The organism is Clostridium thailandense (assembly GCF_019207025.1).
GTDB lineage: Bacteria > Bacillota > Clostridia > Clostridiales > Clostridiaceae > Clostridium_AM > Clostridium_AM thailandense.
The window spans coordinates 15,900-33,557 of the sequence record NZ_JAEEGC010000164.1; the positions used below are offsets into that span (position 1 = coordinate 15,900).

The window sequence follows — 17,658 nt, forward strand, 5'->3', positions numbered from 1 at the left end:
ATGTAGGAATTTTTCATACTTTAGTATTCGTAGTAGAAACTAAAAACCTTAGTCTATTAACAATTATTTAATAAACTTTACAGGCATATATTATATAAGCGAACTTGCAAAATTACATTTCTATAATATTATACCTTATAACGTTATAAATAACACAGGGGTGAAAATATACTAAATAAAAGTGACTGTTGTACTATAAAAAAACGCTTCACATTTTTTTATAGTACAACAGCCACTTTTATTTAAAGACTTTCTTCGCCCAATTACCCTTAAAATAATAAACAAACATACACAGTGCTGTTGTAGTCCAAGTTATTGGATATGTAATTGCTACCCCCCGAACATCATGATATAAAGCCATTATAATAAAGAGCAATACTATTCTAAGTACACATATATTAGATAATACAATCACCATTGGCGGAGTGGCTTTTCCTGCACCTCTTATTGTATCGCCCAATACTTCCAAAACAACATAAATCCAATAGAAAGGGAATGAAGTTCTGATTATTCTCATTCCATAATCAATTACCACACTATCCTGATTAAATATTGCAAAAACTTGACGCCCAAATATCAGTAAAAGCGTACTTGACACTATAGTTAAACCTATTCCCATTAATATACATACCTTCGTTCCTTTTTTTAGCCGTTCAATATTTCCAGCACCCATATTCTGCCCGGAAAATGTTGTGATTGCCTGTCCAATAGCTACAATTGGAAGATAAATAGGCAATTCTACTTTAAAATATGCTGTAAATGCAACGATTGCTTCTACGCCAAGACTATTAATATGGTATTGTGCAAAAACATTAGATAATGTTATTACAATACTTTGAAGACCTGCTGGTATTCCAATCTTAAGAATAGGTAATTGTATATCTTTATGCATCCGTATTTTTTTAAATTGTAATCTATATTCACTCTCTGTATGTTTCAAATAATATAATATCATCACAGCATTGATAGTCTGCGATAGAAAGGTTGCCCATGCAACTCCATTAACGCCATTGTCAAAAATAACTATAAACAGTGCGTCCATTAATACATGAACAAGTCCTCCGACAACTTGTATATACATTGGTGTTTTTGAGTTGCCCATGGCACGTATAATACCAGAGCCCATGTTATAGGTAATAACGGAAATAAGACTAAAAAAATAGATCCTTATATAGGAAACAGCCTGTTTCAGTATTTCTTGCGGAACATTCATCCACTTTAAAAAATAAGGTGCACCTATATAACCAATAATAAAAAGTGCTATTCCTCCAATAAAACTCAAGCCTATTGCTGTATGTATTGCATCTTTTACCTTTCCTTTTTTCCCTGAACCAAAGATATTAGCAATGACAACGCTTGATCCTACTGACATGCCTGTAAAAAAACCTACTAGACATGTAACAATTAAAGAACTAGCACCAACTGCTGCTGCAGCTTCTTTGCCAAGATAATTTCCAACAAAAATCAAATCCACTGTATTATATAATTGTTGAATAATACTTGCTCCAATCAGCGGCAGTGCAAAAAAAAGCACTTGTTTCCATATAACACCTTCTGTTAAATTAATATTCTTCTTCAAATTACTCATTATGATCTTCGTCCATTCCTTCATAGTTTCTTTATATTTTTCTGCTATGCCATTTTCATACTAGATTCTTTTTATTTTTGCATCATTTGCTTCACTCTTTTGTCGCAGTCACCATGAACATGGGCGATGCTCCATACAATAGCTTTTCCTTATCGTCCCAAAGTTCTTTTGTAATATCCGGGTTAAACGAAATATCCTTGAAGCCCAATTCCGTCAAAGCCTTTACATCCCAATCTGGACGCATGGTCTTACAAAGTGGAAGTTCATCATAGTCCAGTTTCATTTTTTCCTTGTCATCTCCAGAATAGGTGGAGCCATAAATACTTATGCACTCCTTCTCCCTTCGTTCTACTTCTTTTCTTAGTTCTTCATCATAATAGTGAAGATTCCAGTTGGCATCAAAGATCAGAAGACGTCCACCAGGTCGCAGAATTCTCTGCCACTGTCGATATACATTCATGGGATCATGCAGCGTCCATGTAACATTTCTGCTGACTATCATATCAAAAGAGTTGTCTTCAAAATTGAGATTATGGCAATCCATACGGATGAATACAGGGCAAACACCTGCTCTGGCAGAATTTTTCTGGGCTTTTTCCAACATTCCTGCAGCGCTGTCTATTCCAGTGACACGATGGCCTGCCTGACTTAAAATAATTGCAAAAAAACCAGGGCCTGTCCCAGTATCAAGTATGTCTAGAACTAGCTTATCAGGCGCCTGACTTAAAATAAGCGACCTCCATTTATCTGGACGATAGCTCTTCAGTTCATCCTTTATTATATTGCTGTAGTTATTGGAAGATTGGGTCCAGTACCTTTCAATGTTTTCCTGTAATAACATGTTAATTTCCTCCTCATATCTATTGTAGAAATCTCCAAAAGCTCAGTCTTTTCTTTCTGTATGAAAACATCATCTTTCATCATTAATGGAGCAATTGCTTATAGCTTGTTATAATTTACAAGCACATATGCTAAACATAGGCGTTGTTTTATGAGCTATTTTTTCTTCCTCTGTATATATACTATCAGAAATATCCTTTTCAATTATTATTTTTTTAAATCCACATTGTGTTAATGCTTCCTTGTCCCATTCTGGGCGTAGTTTATATGTCATAGGAATATTTTTTGCGATATTTTCACATTCTTCTCTTTGCCTTTCATTAATCTTAAAATCATGTCCCATATCTTTAGCTAATTCCATATTTTTTTCATACTCTTCTTTTAATTCAGGCTTTACTAATCTTAAGTACCAATTAGCATCAAAGATAACAACTCTTCCATCTTCCTTCAAAAGATTAAACCAATTTTTATAAGCTTTTTCTGGCTCTTTTAGAGTCCAAGTTACATTTCTGCTGACAATTAAATCAAAGCTTTCTTTTTGAAAATTTAGTTCTTCCCCATCACTTTTTATAAAGTTTACTTTTACTCCTGCTAATTCTGCATTGCCTTTAGCTTCTTGGAGCATAGTATCTGAACAATCAACAGCAGTTACATCGTATCCCATTTGTGCCATAATAATTGCAAAAAAGCCAGGGCCAGTACCTATATCTAATACCTTTACTTTATCCTTATCCGCCACTTTATCTTTTATAATTTTAGCCCAAGTCTCTTTTTTGAAGCTATTCATATCTTCATTTATCTTTTGGCTAAATGTTTTTGCTCTATTGTTCCAATAATTTTGAATACTCAATTCCATTTAAATTTCCTCCTATCGTAAATCTTATTTGTTATTGATTATTTTATATTTACCTTGTTATCTAATAAATGGTACTCAATAGGATACATTGTTACTCCACTAACTGTATTTTTACTAATTAAATTAAGCATTGGTGTAACAAGAAACACATCTGCATTGTCATCCAATAATTTCTGTTGTACTTGTGTAGCAATATTATTTCTTACCTGAATGTCTTTTTGACCTTTGAATTTATCAATAAGGGAATCCACCTCTGCATTACTATATTTCCCATAATTTTCACTTCCACCAGTTCTAAAATACTGCTCCAAGAATGTCTGCGGATCTCCTGTTACTGCAGTATTTACACTATATAAACAAAGATCAAAATTTCCACTTTTTACCGCTTTAGAAACTGATTCATAAGATTGTAGCTTAGTGCTTATACCAATTTCTTTAAGCTGTGCTTGCATTGCTTCACCAATTACAGGAAGTTCTGGACGAGTTGTGTAAAAAGCAATATTTAACGTTACTTTTTTACCATCCTTTTCTAATATGCCATCTCCATCTGTATCTTTATATCCTGCATCACTCAAAATCTTAGCTGCTTCTGCTTTATCATATTTATATCCTGTAAGTTTTTTATTTCCGTAAGGCAGTGATTCCGGAAAAGGTCCAACTGCAGCTACCGCAGTACCATTTAAAAGTTTTTTAGCATAAGTCTCTCTATCTACACTTAAAGCAATAGCCTTACGTACTACTGGATCTTTTAAGAACTCATTATTCAAATTTTCATATGACATTACTATTCTTAGACTAGTAATTTTATCTGTATTATATTTAGATTTATCTGCAAATAATGATATGTTGTTGCTTGAAATGTTTATTGCAACATCAATTTCTCCTGATTGCAGTGCCATTGCACGGGTATTATCATCTTTAATATATTTAAATGTTGCCTCATCTATCTGTGCTTTGTCTCCCCAATAATCTTTATTTTTTTCTACTACCACCTTTGAGTTTGCAACATATGATTTAACTTTGAAAGGTCCAGTACACACAGGAGCTTTATCAAATGTATCTGAAGCAGCATTAGTATCCACTATTATAGTAAGAGGATCTGCAATATTCCCCAAAAATGCTTCATTTGAAGTTTTAGTAGTTATAGTAAGATCTTGGCCCTCTGCGGTTATAGAATTAACAAGCAACATCTCTTCTGTCCTTTTATTCAGCTTTAATACTCTTTCAAGAGATGATTTTACAGCTTTAGCAGTAACAGGTGTACCATTATGGAATTTAACACCTTCTCTAATATGAAATTTCCATGTCAAATCATCTACTCTTTTCCATGAATCAGCAAGAAGAGGCTCTATCGTCATGTCCTTGTTAAATTTAACCAAAGTTTCACCTATTCCATATCTGAAAACCGACCAGCCATTAAATTCAACCGCTGGATCTAAGCTGGTTTTAAAACTATCTAATCCAACTACAATACTTTTGGGCTTTCCACTGTCACTTTTATCTGCAGAGCCCCCACTTTTACAAGCAACAAAGCTTGTACATAACAAAGCCATTGTAAGCATAATTGCTATTTTCCTTCTTATTTTCATTTGTAATCTCCTCCTAATCCAATATCTAGTCTTTTAAACAGCTTCGCTTGGTTCTGTTTTTTTAAATACTCAATATACATAATATTGACTACCACCTCATACTACAAAATAATAGCCTTTTTTACTTTTTATACATATTTATCTATAAAGCAAAATTCATGCCAATTATTTATTTTAAATTTTTAATAGTTTAAATTAAACAAAATGAGCCATTTTTCTATATATTTATTGCCAAAACAATTTCATAATTAGGTGTTTTAAAATGAACAAAAGTTTCAAAACGATACATTCTAAGTATCACTTTGAAACTCTTATCATTTTAAAACTATCATATTTCTATTTTCTCTATATTAAAGATTATGTATTTAAACATACTATAAAAGGAGAAACCACACAAATGATTTCCTCCTAAGTAAAAAAATATTTAGCTTATCAAGCTATTGCTGATTTACATTTTCCCCATAGGCCACCATGGAGCCACCCTTAATAACACACAAACTGCCAACATGATAAAGTAATATTCCATCCATTTCAGCAATACAACTTTCCAATACATTGCCAAAATAATCCTTAACTTGACCTAATATCTCTCCCTTTTTAAAAGTATCCCCTGCTCTTTTGGTTGGATACCAGCAGCCTGTATGTGCAGCATTTTTATAAATGACAATTCCCACATCAACAGGATGATAAGTTCTTTCAGAAACGTCTCCCTCTAATACTCCCAAATAGCGTAAGACATTTCTAATATCCTCTTTTCCTAGTTTAACTTCTTCTTTTGACCAACGCCCCATACATCCTCTTTCAATTAGAATACTAGGAATTCCACAGGAACCTGCATAATTATAAGCCCCTCCACTGCCACAAGGAGATTGTACCAGATAAGCAACATTTACCATTTCAGCCATCTCCCTTGACTTGTGAGCTACTTCTGGATCAGCTACCCCTACACAATATACATAAGGTATCAACTCTTCATATCCATCTCCACAGTGGAGATCAATATAATAGTCTGCATTCCTTTGGAATTCTGTCACAACTGTATGGCAGATTTTATCTGCCACTGTTCCTTGCTCACTTCCTGGAAACTCTCTATTTAGATTTTTACCATCTTCATAAACTAGACTCATAGTTCTATGTTCAAATCCAGTTCGATTCATAAGATGTAATATAATAAGATTTCCTGTCAATTGGGATGGAGAAATTTCACTAGCTATTTCAATTGCTGTTTGAATTCCTACATATTCAGCATTATGTACGCCTCCTGAAATGAACACTGTTTTCCCTTCCTTGTCTCCACAAATAATGGTAACAGGAAGTTCTATATCCATTCCCTTAACTTGTACATATCCTGATACCTTTTCTCCAGTTCTAGCAGACATATTTCCTACTTTTACTGTTTGCATCAATCAATACTCCTTTCTCCTCTAGCATGTATATGCTTAACTAATACAAATGACAAGCCACTAAATGATTTTTTCCTATTTCTTTTAACTCAGGCTTTTCCTTAAAACATATATCCTTACACTTTGCACATCTAGAATTAAAACTACATCCTGGTGGTACATCAGATGGACTTGGTGGTTCTCCTTCTATTATCTCTATTTCAGTGTCATTTCTTCCTTTAACAGAGAAAACCGATGCCAGTAATGCCTTTGTATAGGGATGAGCTGAAGCTTCAGTAAGCTTACTACTATCAACTACTTCAACAATTCTTCCAAGATACATTACCACAATTCTATGACTGATATTTCTGACTACTGCCAAATCATGACCAATAAATATATAGGACAATCCTTTCTTTTTCTGCAAGTCTACAAGAAGATTTATCACCTGTTCCTGTATTGAAACATCCAGTGCAGAAGTAGCTTCATCACATACTATGATTTCAGGTGATAAAGATAATGCTCTTGCTATTGCAACTCTCTGCTTTTGTCCTCCACTTAATTGATGGGGATATCTACTCATAAATTCCTCATTTAATCCCACCATTTGCAGAAGTTTTATTGTTTCTATCTTGGCTTCTGTTTTATTCATAAGTTTAAAATTTAAAAGTGGCTCATTTATGATTTCTCCAATCCTTATACGTGGATTAAAGGATTCAGAAGGATCCTGAAATATCATCTGTAATTTTCTTCGGTTTTGTCTAAGCTTTTCCCCACTTAAATTAGAAATCTCTTCATTATTATAAATAATATTTCCTGAGTTTAAAGTTTCTAAATTGGTAATTATATTTGCCAAAGTACTTTTACCACAACCACTTTCTCCAACTATTCCTAAACATTCTCCAGAATGTAATTCTAAACTTACATTATCCACTGCAGTTAATTTTTTCCCTTTTTCTAAATCAAACTGCTTCGTAACATTCTTTATCTTCAATATCGGTTCTTTCTCTTGAAGCAAGATTACTTCCCTCCAATTCAGGTATTGCTGCTAACAACTTTTTAGTGTATTCACATTTAGGATTATCTATCACCTGTTCTTTAGTTCCCCATTCAATTAATTCCCCCTGCTGCATTACTCCTATTTTGTCACACATATAGGATGCTACTCCCATATTATGAGTAACTATTATTATGCTTGTATTAAAATTATTTCTAAGCTCCATCATCTGTCTAACCACTTGTGCCTGTACTGTTACATCGAGAGCACTAGTTGGTTCATCAGCTAATAAAATTTCAGGTTCCATAGTCATCGCCATGGCTATAGCTGCCCTTTGCTTCATACCTCCACTCAATTCAAAAGGATAGGAATTCATTATACGCTTTGCATCAGGCAAGCGCATTTTTCCAAGCATATGGATAGCTTTCTCGTATGCATCAGCTTTTGTAATACTAGAATGACTTCTTATACTTTCAATAAATTGGTCACCAATCTTTTTAATAGGAGTTAATGACCCTCCTGCATTCTGAAATATCATTGCCATTCTATTGCCACGTATTTCTTGCCATTCTTTTTTAGAATACTTGAGAAGATTTTTATCTTTAAAAATTATATCTCCTGAGCAAATAGAAGCTCCTTTAGGCAAAAGACCTAATATAGCACGTATAAGTGTTGATTTTCCACTACCACTTTCACCTACTATTCCTATTATTTCTTTGCTATTAACTGACATATTTATGTTTTTCACAGTAGGTTCTTGCCCACTATATTTTATAGATACATTGTTTATACTTAAAATATTTTCATTCATCATTTTATACTCACCTTATTATCTAATATTGTATAATCAAAAATAAAAAACACTACTTATGAATTTACTGTATCATAAGTAGTGATTAATTATTTGTATCTTATGGATACTAAAATTCACATTGACCTATTTCTGTTATTTAATACTTACCTTATTATCTAAAATATAATAGTCAAGAGGATACATTTTTAATCCACTAACAGTATTTTTACTAATTATATTAAGCATTGGTGACACAATGAACGTATATGCATTATCATCTATCAGTTTCTGTTGTACCTTTGTAGCAACATCATATCTTGCATCAATATTTTGTTCTGTTGCTAATTTATCAATTAGAGCATCAACTTCTGGATTACTATATCCTCCATAATTTTCACTTGCTCCAGTTTTAAAATATGTTTGTAGGAAAGATTGAGGATCTCCTGTTACTGCTGTATTTACACTTAATAAACAAAGATCAAAATTCTTACTTTTTAAAACTTGAGCGACAGATTCATAAGATTGTAGCTTAGTGCTTATACCTATTTCTTTAAGCTGCGCTTGCATTGCTTCTCCAAGTATAGGTAACTCTGAACGAGTTGTATAGAATGCTAAATTTAATGCTAATTTTTTACCATTCTTTTCTAATATACCATCGCCATCTGTATCTTTATAACCTGCATCACTTAAAAGCTTAGCTGCTGCTGCCTTATCATATTTATAGCCTGTAAGATTCTTATTTCCAAATGGTAATGAACCTGGGAAAGGTCCAATTGCAGCTACAGAACTACCTTTCAGAAGTGTTTTACCATAAGTATCTCTATCAATCCCTAAAGATATAGCTTTACGTACTGCTGGATCTTTTAAAAACTCATTATTAAAATTTTCATAGGACATAATTATTCTTAAACTTGAAATTTTATCTGTATTATATTTAGACTTATCTGCAAATAATGCGAGGTTGTTACTTGGAATGTTAGTTGCAGCATCAATCTCACCAGACTGCAGTGCCATTGCACGGGTATTATCATCTTTAATGTATTTAAAAGTTGCCTCATCTACCTTGGCTTTATCTCCCCAATAATCTTTATTCTTTTCTACTACAACCGTTGAATTTGCAGTATAGGATTTAACTTTAAAAGGTCCAGTGCATATAGGAGCTTTAGCAAAGCTATCTTCAGATTGGCTAGTATCAACTATTGTAGTAAGAGGATCTGCAATATTCCCTAAAAGAGCTTCATGTGGTTTTTTAGTTTTTAATGTAAGTTCTTGTCCATTTGCAGTTATGGTATCCGCAAGCAACACTTCACTGGTTCTTTTATTTAGTTTTAATGCTCTTTCAAGAGATGCTTTTACAGCTTCAGCAGTAACTGGTTTTCCATTATGGAACTTAACTCCTTCTCTAATGTGGAATTTCCATGTTAAATCATCTACTCTTTTCCATGAATCAGCAAGAAGTGGTTCTACTTTCATCTCAGTATTCAATTTAACTAAAGTCTCACCTACACCAAATCTTGAGGGAAACCAACCATTAAATTCAATAGCTGGATCTAAATTAGTGGGGAAATTATTTAAGCCAAAGGTAATACTTTTTGGCTTTTCACTGCTGCTCTTCTCAGCGGAATTTCCTCCTTTACAAGCTGCAAGGCTTGTACATAATAAAACTGTTGAAAATATTAATGCTAATTTTCTTTTTAATTTAATCTTCATCTGTATAATCTCCTTTAATATTCTTTGCCCGATGACTACCCGCTCTAATACTCCTCTTCCTATCGTCAGATGCGTAAAGAGCGGCTATGTCCCTGGATTCGTTCAACTAAGAATCATCTGAGGTTTACCCCCATCTGATTCAAGTTTCCACTTCATTTGGATCTAATATATCTCTCATGCTGTCCCCTAGTAAATTAAATACCATTACAGTTATAAATATCCCGACACCCGGATATATCATAAGTCCTGGTAAAGTCTGCATATAATCCTTACCTTCATTAAGCATATTCCCCCACTCTGGAGTAGGCGGCTGAGCACCAAGCCCTAAAAATGAAAGGGAAGATATTTGAAGCATCATAGTTCCAAGGTCCATGGTAGCCATTACCACAAGAGATGGTATTATATTTGGCAATATGTATTTAAAAATTATTTGATATTCTTTAGCACCTCCCATCTTAGCTGCTTTAATATAATCTTTTTTCTTTATAGATATTACTAAGCTTTTACTTACTCTTGCATATTTAACCCAGTCCACTACAAGCAAGGCCATGACAGTGTTTACTGAACTAGCACCAAGAATTCCCACAATTGCAATTGCAAAGATAATGCTTGGAAAAGCAAGGAAAATATCTGAGAGTCTCATTATAATAGTATCTGCTATTCCTCCAAAATATCCTGCTATCGTGCCAACTGTTGTTCCAACTATAAATACTGTTATAACTAACCAAAAAGTCAACTTCAAAGAAGTTACTGCTCCATATAACAATCTTGAAAGCAAACATCTTCCAAGATTATCAGTACCCAGTGGGTACCTACTGCTGCTGCCTTGAAGTGAATTTGCCATATTTGTTTTAAGCGGATCATTAGGTGCTATATATGGCACAAATACACATATTAAAATTAAAAGCAATGCTATCATACATAAAAAAGTAAATAATTTATTTTTCTTTATAAATGAAATAAAACTTTCCATATCAAGACCTCTTTTCTAAACGAATCCTTGGGTCTAAAAAGCAGTAAGAAATATCCACCATCATATTAACCAATACATAAATCAAGGTCATCCATACGACATAACCCTGTATTAATGGATAGTCTCTACTGAATATAGCTTCTATAGCCAATTTTCCAACTCCTGGCCATGAGAAAATAGTTTCAACTATAACTACTCCTCCAAGCAGTGACCCTAAAGATATACCTAGTAAAGTTATAATGGACAATAATGAACTCTTTAAAACATGCCCAAGCAGTATTGCTTTTTCTTTAACTCCTCTTGCCCTGGCCCCAATTACATAATCTTGAGATATTTCTTCTAATATGGCTGCCCTAAGCTGTCTTGTGTATTTAGAGGCCATTGCAATAATCAGCGTAACTGCAGGCAATACAATACTCTTCCATCCACTGTCGCCCATGACTGGAAGTACCTTAAACTTAATAGAAAACATATACATCAATGCCAATCCAATCCAAAAGTTTGGCATAGATATTCCCAAAAATGATATAAATCTGATTATGTAATCTAATACCTTATTTTTATGTATTGCAGATGTGATACCTAAGGGTAATGCTATAAGCATCATACCAACTAGTGATACACCTGCAAGTTTAAAGGTAGCTGGCAAACTTGTCATTATTAAATCCAACACAGGTTTGCTGTACTTATAAGAATTACCAAAGTCTCCTTTTAACACTCCACCTAGCCAATGCAAATATTGAATTAAAAAAGGTTTATTTAGGCCCATATCTTCTCTAACTTTTTCTACGAGTTCTGGAGAAGGTGCTATGCCTGTGGCGCTAAGCATCATAGCAGCAGGGTCACCAGGAGAAAAATATGTAAGTGCAAAGGTTAAAAAAGTAATCCCCAGTAAAACAGGGATTAATTGTATTAACCTTTTTATAATGTATTTCTGCAACTTTTTTTATCATCCTCTCTATAAATTTCTTAAAATTATTTTTCTCCACAAACCATAAACATAGGTGTAGAAGCATAACTAACTTTTTCAACTTCATCCCATACTCTATTTCCTATTTCCATCTCCACCATTACCTTTTTAAATCCAATATCAAGTAGTTCCTTTGCATCCCACTGTGGTCTACATATTTTGCTTAAAGGTAAATTTCTTGCTATATCCTCCATTATCTTTGTATTATTACCTTTGTAATGATCATCAAAGCCCCTTTTTAATGTATTTTCCCTATCCTTTTCGTATTCTTTTCTTTTTTCAACATCATATAAATATAAATACCAATTAGCATCAAAATTTAATAATCTTCCACCATCAGCTAATACTCTATGCCACTCTTTGTAAGCCTCACTTGGATTTTGAAGATTCCATGTAATATTACGGGTAACTATCAAATCAAAACTGTTATCCTCAAATTCTAAATTATGTGCATCCATTCTTTTAAAAGTAATATTATTTTTATATATAGCAGCATTATTTTTAGCTTTTTGGAGCATAGCATCTGTGTAATCAACAGCAGTAACTTCGTATCCACAACTTGCCATTATTATTGCAAAGAACCCTGGTCCTGTACCTATATCTAACACCTTTAATTTTCTTCCTGACACTTTTGGCGCATACTTATTTATTAAGTTTGTCCATGCTTCTCTTTTAAAGCTGCATAATTCCTGTAAATTAGTTTCACAATAACCATCGGACCTCTTGCTCCAATATTGTTCCACTTTTTCTAAAACTGCTTCCATAATCTAATCCCTCCATATTTATTAATTAAAATGTTCTCTTCAATCATTCCTTTAATACCTATACTCATCAACCTTTGATACCAATATTGTTTGATTCTTATTTCTCTCCAGCAATCATAAACATGGGTGTAGAACCATAATTAACTCTTTCAACTTCATCCCACACTCTATTTCCTATTTCCATCTCCATCATTACCTTTTTAAAACCAATACTAAGCAGCTCTTTTGCATCCCATTCAGGTCTACATATTTTACTTAAAGGTAAATTTCTTGCTATATCCTCCATTGCATTTATATCAGTACAAGTATAGTGATCTTCAAAACCTTTTTCTAAAGTATTTTCCCTATCCCTTTCATATTCTTTTCTTTTTTCGCTATCATGTAAATGTAAATACCAGTTAGCATCAAAATTTAATAATCTGCCGCCTTTAGCTAATACCCTATGCCATTCTCTATATGCCTCACTAGGTTTTTGTAGATTCCAAGTAAGATTACGAGTAACTATTAAATCAAAGGTGTTATCTTCAAATTCTAGGTCATGTGCATCCATTCTTTTAAAATTAATATTATTTTTATATATACCAGCATTTTTTTTAGCTTTTTGAAGCATAGCATCTGTATAATCAACGGCAGTAACCTCATATCCACAGCTTGCCATTATTATTGCAAAGAACCCTGGTCCTGTACCTATATCCAATACTTTCAGTTTTCTTCCTGATACTTTGGGAGCGTATTCATTTATTAAATCTGTCCATGCTTCTCTTTTAAAACTATATAATTCCTGCAAATTGACTTCACAATAACCGTCTGATCTCTTACTCCAATATTGTTCCACTTTTTCTAAAACTGCTTCCATAGTTTAAAACCTCCATATTATACACTTTAATATTATTAAGAGCATTTCTCGTGCCAATTGAAAAAAGCTTGAAATCAGGTTGTTTTTCAAGCTTTAGTCTCAAATTGATAAATTTTTAGTCTCAAAACGATATTTCATTTATTTTCTTTATCATTTTGAGACTTTTCTTTTACCCTATGAATTTTTTATTTTTCAATAATTGATACCTTTAAACTTCTCCATTATTTCCTTTAAGAAATAATGAAAAACTAATAAATAAAGAAAATACTTAAGTAGAAGGAAGGTCATTCTTAAGTATTTCCTTTTTAATTTTAAAATTTATTACAAACAAAGGATTTTAATTATATACGTTTACAATTAAGTTATAAATATCATACGCCCATTTCTGGAGGCAATTCCTTGAAGAATTTAGTCTTATAAGTTAAATAAATTAGTCCAACTATTATCCAAAATAAACCAAAAAGCATTGCTTTAAGATCAATTTTTGACCAAATTGCAAGGTTTATAATTGCTCCAATAATTGGTGCAATTAAATATCTTATAATATCCATTCCGCCTCTCCTCTTCTGTTTAACAAAATACCAAGCAATAACTGATAAATTAACCATTACAAATGCAAGCAGTGCACCAAAGTTTAATACTCCATTAGCAGTTGCAAGCGGAACAACCATTGCTAGCAAACCAATTGTACTAATGATTATAATACTATAAGTTGGAGTTTTATATTTGGCATGTAATTTTCCAAATATTGCGTGAGGTAAAATTCCGTCTCTTCCCATTCCATAAAGTACTCTTGAAGCAGAAGTAACACCTGCAAGTGATGATGCTAAAAGTCCTGCACCGAAAGTAGCAGTAAAGAAAATCTGTAACCATTTCGCACTATAAATCCTCTTTAGCACTTCAACTGATGCTGATTCTTCATTAACTATTTGAGCAAATGCCTGTGGCCAACAAAGTATTAAGAAATAAGTTACAACTACAAATCCTATTCCTGCTCCAATACAAGCGATTAAAATAGCTTTTCCAACATTTTTTTCAGGATTAATTGCTTCTTCGCTCAATGTTGAGATAGCATCAAATCCAAGATAAGAAAGCGCTAAAATTGATGCACCTGTTAATATAGCTGATATCCCTACTCCTGGTTTATTAAACTCTATCGGATTAAAATACGCAGTAGAATCAACTAATGTGCCAGCTCCACCACCGCCTAAAAGAAACTTAACGATGAGCACTAACAATACAGCTAAAAATATAAATTGTAACCATACTATTGTGTTATTTACAACTGACGCAAGCTCAATGCCAAAATGGTTAACTAGTGCGATAGCTATTACAGCTACTACAATGAATAGATTTGCCGGAATTGCTGGAATCAATGCATTAAAATAAATTCCCATTACAACGTAATTTAACATAGGTAAAACAATATATCCAAGTAAAATTACCCAACCTGTAAAGAAGCCAATATACGGATTCATAGATTTAGTTACATAGGAATAAGCTGCTCCTGCTACTGGAAATGCTTTAACCATTCTTGAGTAGCTAAATGCTGTAAATCCCATTGCTATAGTTGCAATTGTATACGTAAGTGATATCATTCCATGAGTGGCCACTGAAGCGAGACCATAGGTTGTAAAAATTGTAAGTGGTATCATAAAGGCTAATCCATAAAAGATTAAAGAACTAAGGGGTAATACGCGTTTCAAGTGAGATTCAGCACTAGTATTTAAATTTGTCTCAGTCATTTTTATTACTCCTTTCAGAAATTTCTAAATATTTATTCTACAAGTCAGCTATTTGATATGTTCTGCTATTTGAATGCATTCTTAACTATATACAGCAAAAGTTGTGCCAAAAAAACAATGCCTTGTAATAAGGCATTTGCTCTTGTACATAATATATATAGTCCTCAACTCAATTCAATTTTGAATAAAATATAGATACTCTTTCCTCAAAGATGAGTATGACATACTATTCATTTATAAATTCCTATATTCATTTATGAATAATTATTTATATATTTTTTTATTTTTCTAACTGCTGTAGGTTGACTAATGCCTAAAGCTTTAGCCACACCTACAGTAGTTTTATGCTTTTCAAAGGCTTTCAAGATCAACTTTTCCTCATAATTGTCAAGTTTTTCCTGCAGTGTAATATTTTCTTCATTAAAAACTTTTTTATTAATATTTCTAATAGCTTCTGGTAAAAGTTCTTCACTTATAACATCATTATCTGAGATTAAAAGAACTCTTTCAATCATATTTTCTAGTTCTCTTATGTTTCCAATCCAATCATAGTTTACCAGCATCTCAATTGCTAGTTGTGATAAGCTTCTATTCAAATTATATTTATCGTTAAAGTTATTTACAAAATGTGAAATTAAAATATATATATCTTCTTTTCTCTCCCTAAGTGGAGGAATATTTATACTCACTACATCTAACCTATAAAATAGATCCTCTCTGAATTTTTTTTGTTCAATTAAGCTTTTTAGATTCCTATTTGTTGCTGTTACAAGCCGAAAATTTACTTTAATAGATTTTGTTCCTCCAATTCTATTAAATGTTTTGTCTTGAATTACTTTAAGCAATTTAACCTGTAAATTTAGAGGCATCTCACCAATTTCATCCAAAAAAAGAGTACCATTATGTGCTAACTCTATTAATCCTGGTTTTCCTTCTTTTTTAGCTCCAGTAAAAGAGCCTCCTTCATATCCAAATAACTCCGATTCTAAAAGTTGTTCTGGTATTGCACCACAATTAAGTTCCATAAAAGCTTCTTTTCCTCTTTTACTTATACGGTGAATTAGCTTAGCAAAATAGCTTTTTCCAACACCAGATTCTCCTGTAAGTAAAATATTTATATCAAAATCAGCTACTTTAGTAATAAGTTTAAATATTTTTTGCATTTCTTTGCTTTTTCCTATTGTATTAGGGTAATCAATTTCTTTTTTTTCTAACCGTTCTAGATTTTCTGTATAATAATTTTCTACTTTCTTCTTTAAAACATTGAATTGTTTTTTTATCTTAAAGAAATCTGTAATATCATAGGAAAAACACACAACTTTTGAAATATGTTCCTTGTTATCTTTAATTGGAATAGCAGTTACTAAAATCTCATGATTCAATTTATTTTTTTGGAGCATTGTAATTCTTTGCTCAGTTTTCAAGACCTTAATAGTAGCAGAAGGAGAAAATATGCCTAACTTCTCTAATTCAAAAACACTTTTTCCTAGTAACTCTTCACTTTCTACATTGTAAAACTTTTCAAAAAAATTGCTTATACTTAAAATAACACCTTTTCCATCGGTTACAAGAATATCTGCCTCATCAATGCTTTTCATAGGCTTTAATATATTGTCACTTTTAGTCTTTATAGTTTCCATTAAAGACATACTTATATCCTGGATAATAATTATATGATATTCATCTGAATTACTAAATTCAAGATAATAAAAAAATATTAAATTTTCATTTTCACCAATTATACAAATGTCTTGCAAATATTCCGAAAAATCTTTTTTAGATGAGTATTTAAAAATATTTTCTAAGCTTTTTCCAATAGATGAGTTACTTTCTAAAATTTTATGAGCCTTCTCATTAGGAAGTATACGTCTCTCTGATACTTTATAAAGTATAGCTGGAACGGGAATTGATTCCATTAAATTGTCCAATTTTAACTCCTCCTCTTATTTGTTTAATTGTGATTAATTCGCTAATCAATAAATTTAGTATGATAAAACTCTTCCTATAAAGCTCTACCCTATTGTTTAAATACCTATCATTAAATTTAGTCGTATTTTTAATGATAAATTATCAAATATATGTTTCTCTCTTATATACCAAGTACCCCCAAAATCTCAGCATATTTTGGGGGTACCAATCAGGTTAACGTTTAGAGTAAGTATCCTATTTCAATTAGTAATTTCCTTGTTGATGCATAGCTTCAGCAACTTTAACAAATCCAGCTATGTTAGCTCCAGCAACTAGATTATAACCAAAGCCATAATCTTCTGATGCTTTCTTACAGTTGTTGTAGATGTTAACCATTATTGCATGTAATTTTTCATCTACTTCTTCTTTTGTCCATGATAATCTCATGCTGTTTTGTGACATTTCAAGAGCTGAAGTAGCAACTCCACCTGCATTAGCAGCTTTTGAAGGTCCTACTATTACTCCATTCTTTTGGAAGTATTCTACTGCTTCATTTGTACATGGCATATTAGCAGCTTCACAAACAAATTTGATTCCATTTGCAACTATTTGTTTAGCATGTTCTAATTGTATATCATTTTGTACTGCACATGGCATTATGATATTAGCTTTAACATTCCATGGTTT

General features: G+C 32.4%; 14 protein-coding genes and 1 pseudogene. All 15 read right to left on the bottom strand.

What is annotated here, in order from left to right:
- Positions 1-238: 238 nt before the first annotated feature.
- Positions 239-1,588, bottom strand: coding sequence for an MATE family efflux transporter (locus I6U48_RS25335; protein ID WP_218323258.1), 1,350 nt, complete (start codon positions 1,586-1,588; stop codon positions 239-241).
- Between the two features lie 91 nt (positions 1,589-1,679).
- Positions 1,680-2,429 (bottom strand): class I SAM-dependent methyltransferase, encoded by a 750-nt coding sequence (locus tag I6U48_RS25340; protein ID WP_218323259.1) that lies wholly within the window; start codon positions 2,427-2,429, stop codon positions 1,680-1,682.
- A gap of 108 nt (positions 2,430-2,537) precedes the next feature.
- Complete coding sequence (locus tag I6U48_RS25345) at positions 2,538-3,284, bottom strand: class I SAM-dependent methyltransferase (protein WP_218323260.1); 747 nt, start codon at positions 3,282-3,284, stop codon at positions 2,538-2,540.
- A gap of 38 nt (positions 3,285-3,322) precedes the next feature.
- The gene (locus I6U48_RS25350; protein WP_218323261.1) at positions 3,323-4,873 is read right to left on the bottom strand and encodes an ABC transporter substrate-binding protein; all 1,551 of its coding nucleotides are present in this window, start codon (positions 4,871-4,873) and stop codon (positions 3,323-3,325) included.
- Positions 4,874-5,310: 437 nt separating this feature from the next.
- Positions 5,311-6,276: a M14 family metallopeptidase gene (locus I6U48_RS25355; protein ID WP_218323262.1), complete on the bottom strand. Its 966-nt coding sequence runs from the start codon at positions 6,274-6,276 to the stop codon at positions 5,311-5,313.
- Between the two features lie 40 nt (positions 6,277-6,316).
- Entirely contained in the window at positions 6,317-7,273 is a 957-nt protein-coding gene (locus tag I6U48_RS25360; protein WP_218323263.1) for an ABC transporter ATP-binding protein, read from the bottom strand.
- Positions 7,218-8,066, bottom strand: coding sequence for an ABC transporter ATP-binding protein (locus I6U48_RS25365; RefSeq protein ID WP_218323264.1), 849 nt, complete (start codon positions 8,064-8,066; stop codon positions 7,218-7,220). Before I6U48_RS25365 ends, I6U48_RS25360 begins: the two co-directional genes overlap by 56 nt.
- A gap of 132 nt (positions 8,067-8,198) precedes the next feature.
- Complete coding sequence (locus I6U48_RS25370; protein ID WP_218323265.1) at positions 8,199-9,755, bottom strand: ABC transporter substrate-binding protein; 1,557 nt, start codon at positions 9,753-9,755, stop codon at positions 8,199-8,201.
- A 139-nt stretch (positions 9,756-9,894) separates the two neighbouring features.
- Positions 9,895-10,728 carry a nickel transporter permease gene (nikC, locus tag I6U48_RS25375; protein ID WP_218323266.1) on the bottom strand — a complete coding sequence of 278 codons (834 nt, stop codon included), beginning with the start codon at positions 10,726-10,728 and terminating at the stop codon, positions 9,895-9,897.
- Position 10,729: 1 nt separating this feature from the next.
- Positions 10,730-11,668: a nickel ABC transporter permease gene (nikB, locus tag I6U48_RS25380; RefSeq protein WP_218323267.1), complete on the bottom strand. Its 939-nt coding sequence runs from the start codon at positions 11,666-11,668 to the stop codon at positions 10,730-10,732.
- A gap of 35 nt (positions 11,669-11,703) precedes the next feature.
- Entirely contained in the window at positions 11,704-12,462 is a 759-nt protein-coding gene (locus I6U48_RS25385) for a class I SAM-dependent methyltransferase (RefSeq protein WP_218323268.1), read from the bottom strand.
- A gap of 97 nt (positions 12,463-12,559) precedes the next feature.
- Entirely contained in the window at positions 12,560-13,318 is a 759-nt protein-coding gene (locus tag I6U48_RS25390; protein ID WP_218323269.1) for a methyltransferase domain-containing protein, read from the bottom strand.
- 371 nt (positions 13,319-13,689) lie between these two features.
- A complete protein-coding gene (locus I6U48_RS25395) occupies positions 13,690-15,063 on the bottom strand; it encodes an APC family permease (protein ID WP_218323270.1) in 1,374 nt (457 codons plus the stop codon).
- Positions 15,064-15,317: 254 nt separating this feature from the next.
- Positions 15,318-16,991, bottom strand: coding sequence for a sigma-54 interaction domain-containing protein (locus I6U48_RS25400; protein ID WP_218323271.1), 1,674 nt, complete (start codon positions 16,989-16,991; stop codon positions 15,318-15,320).
- Between the two features lie 244 nt (positions 16,992-17,235).
- Positions 17,236-17,658, bottom strand: a pseudogene (locus I6U48_RS25405) (NADP-specific glutamate dehydrogenase); the annotation flags it as partial.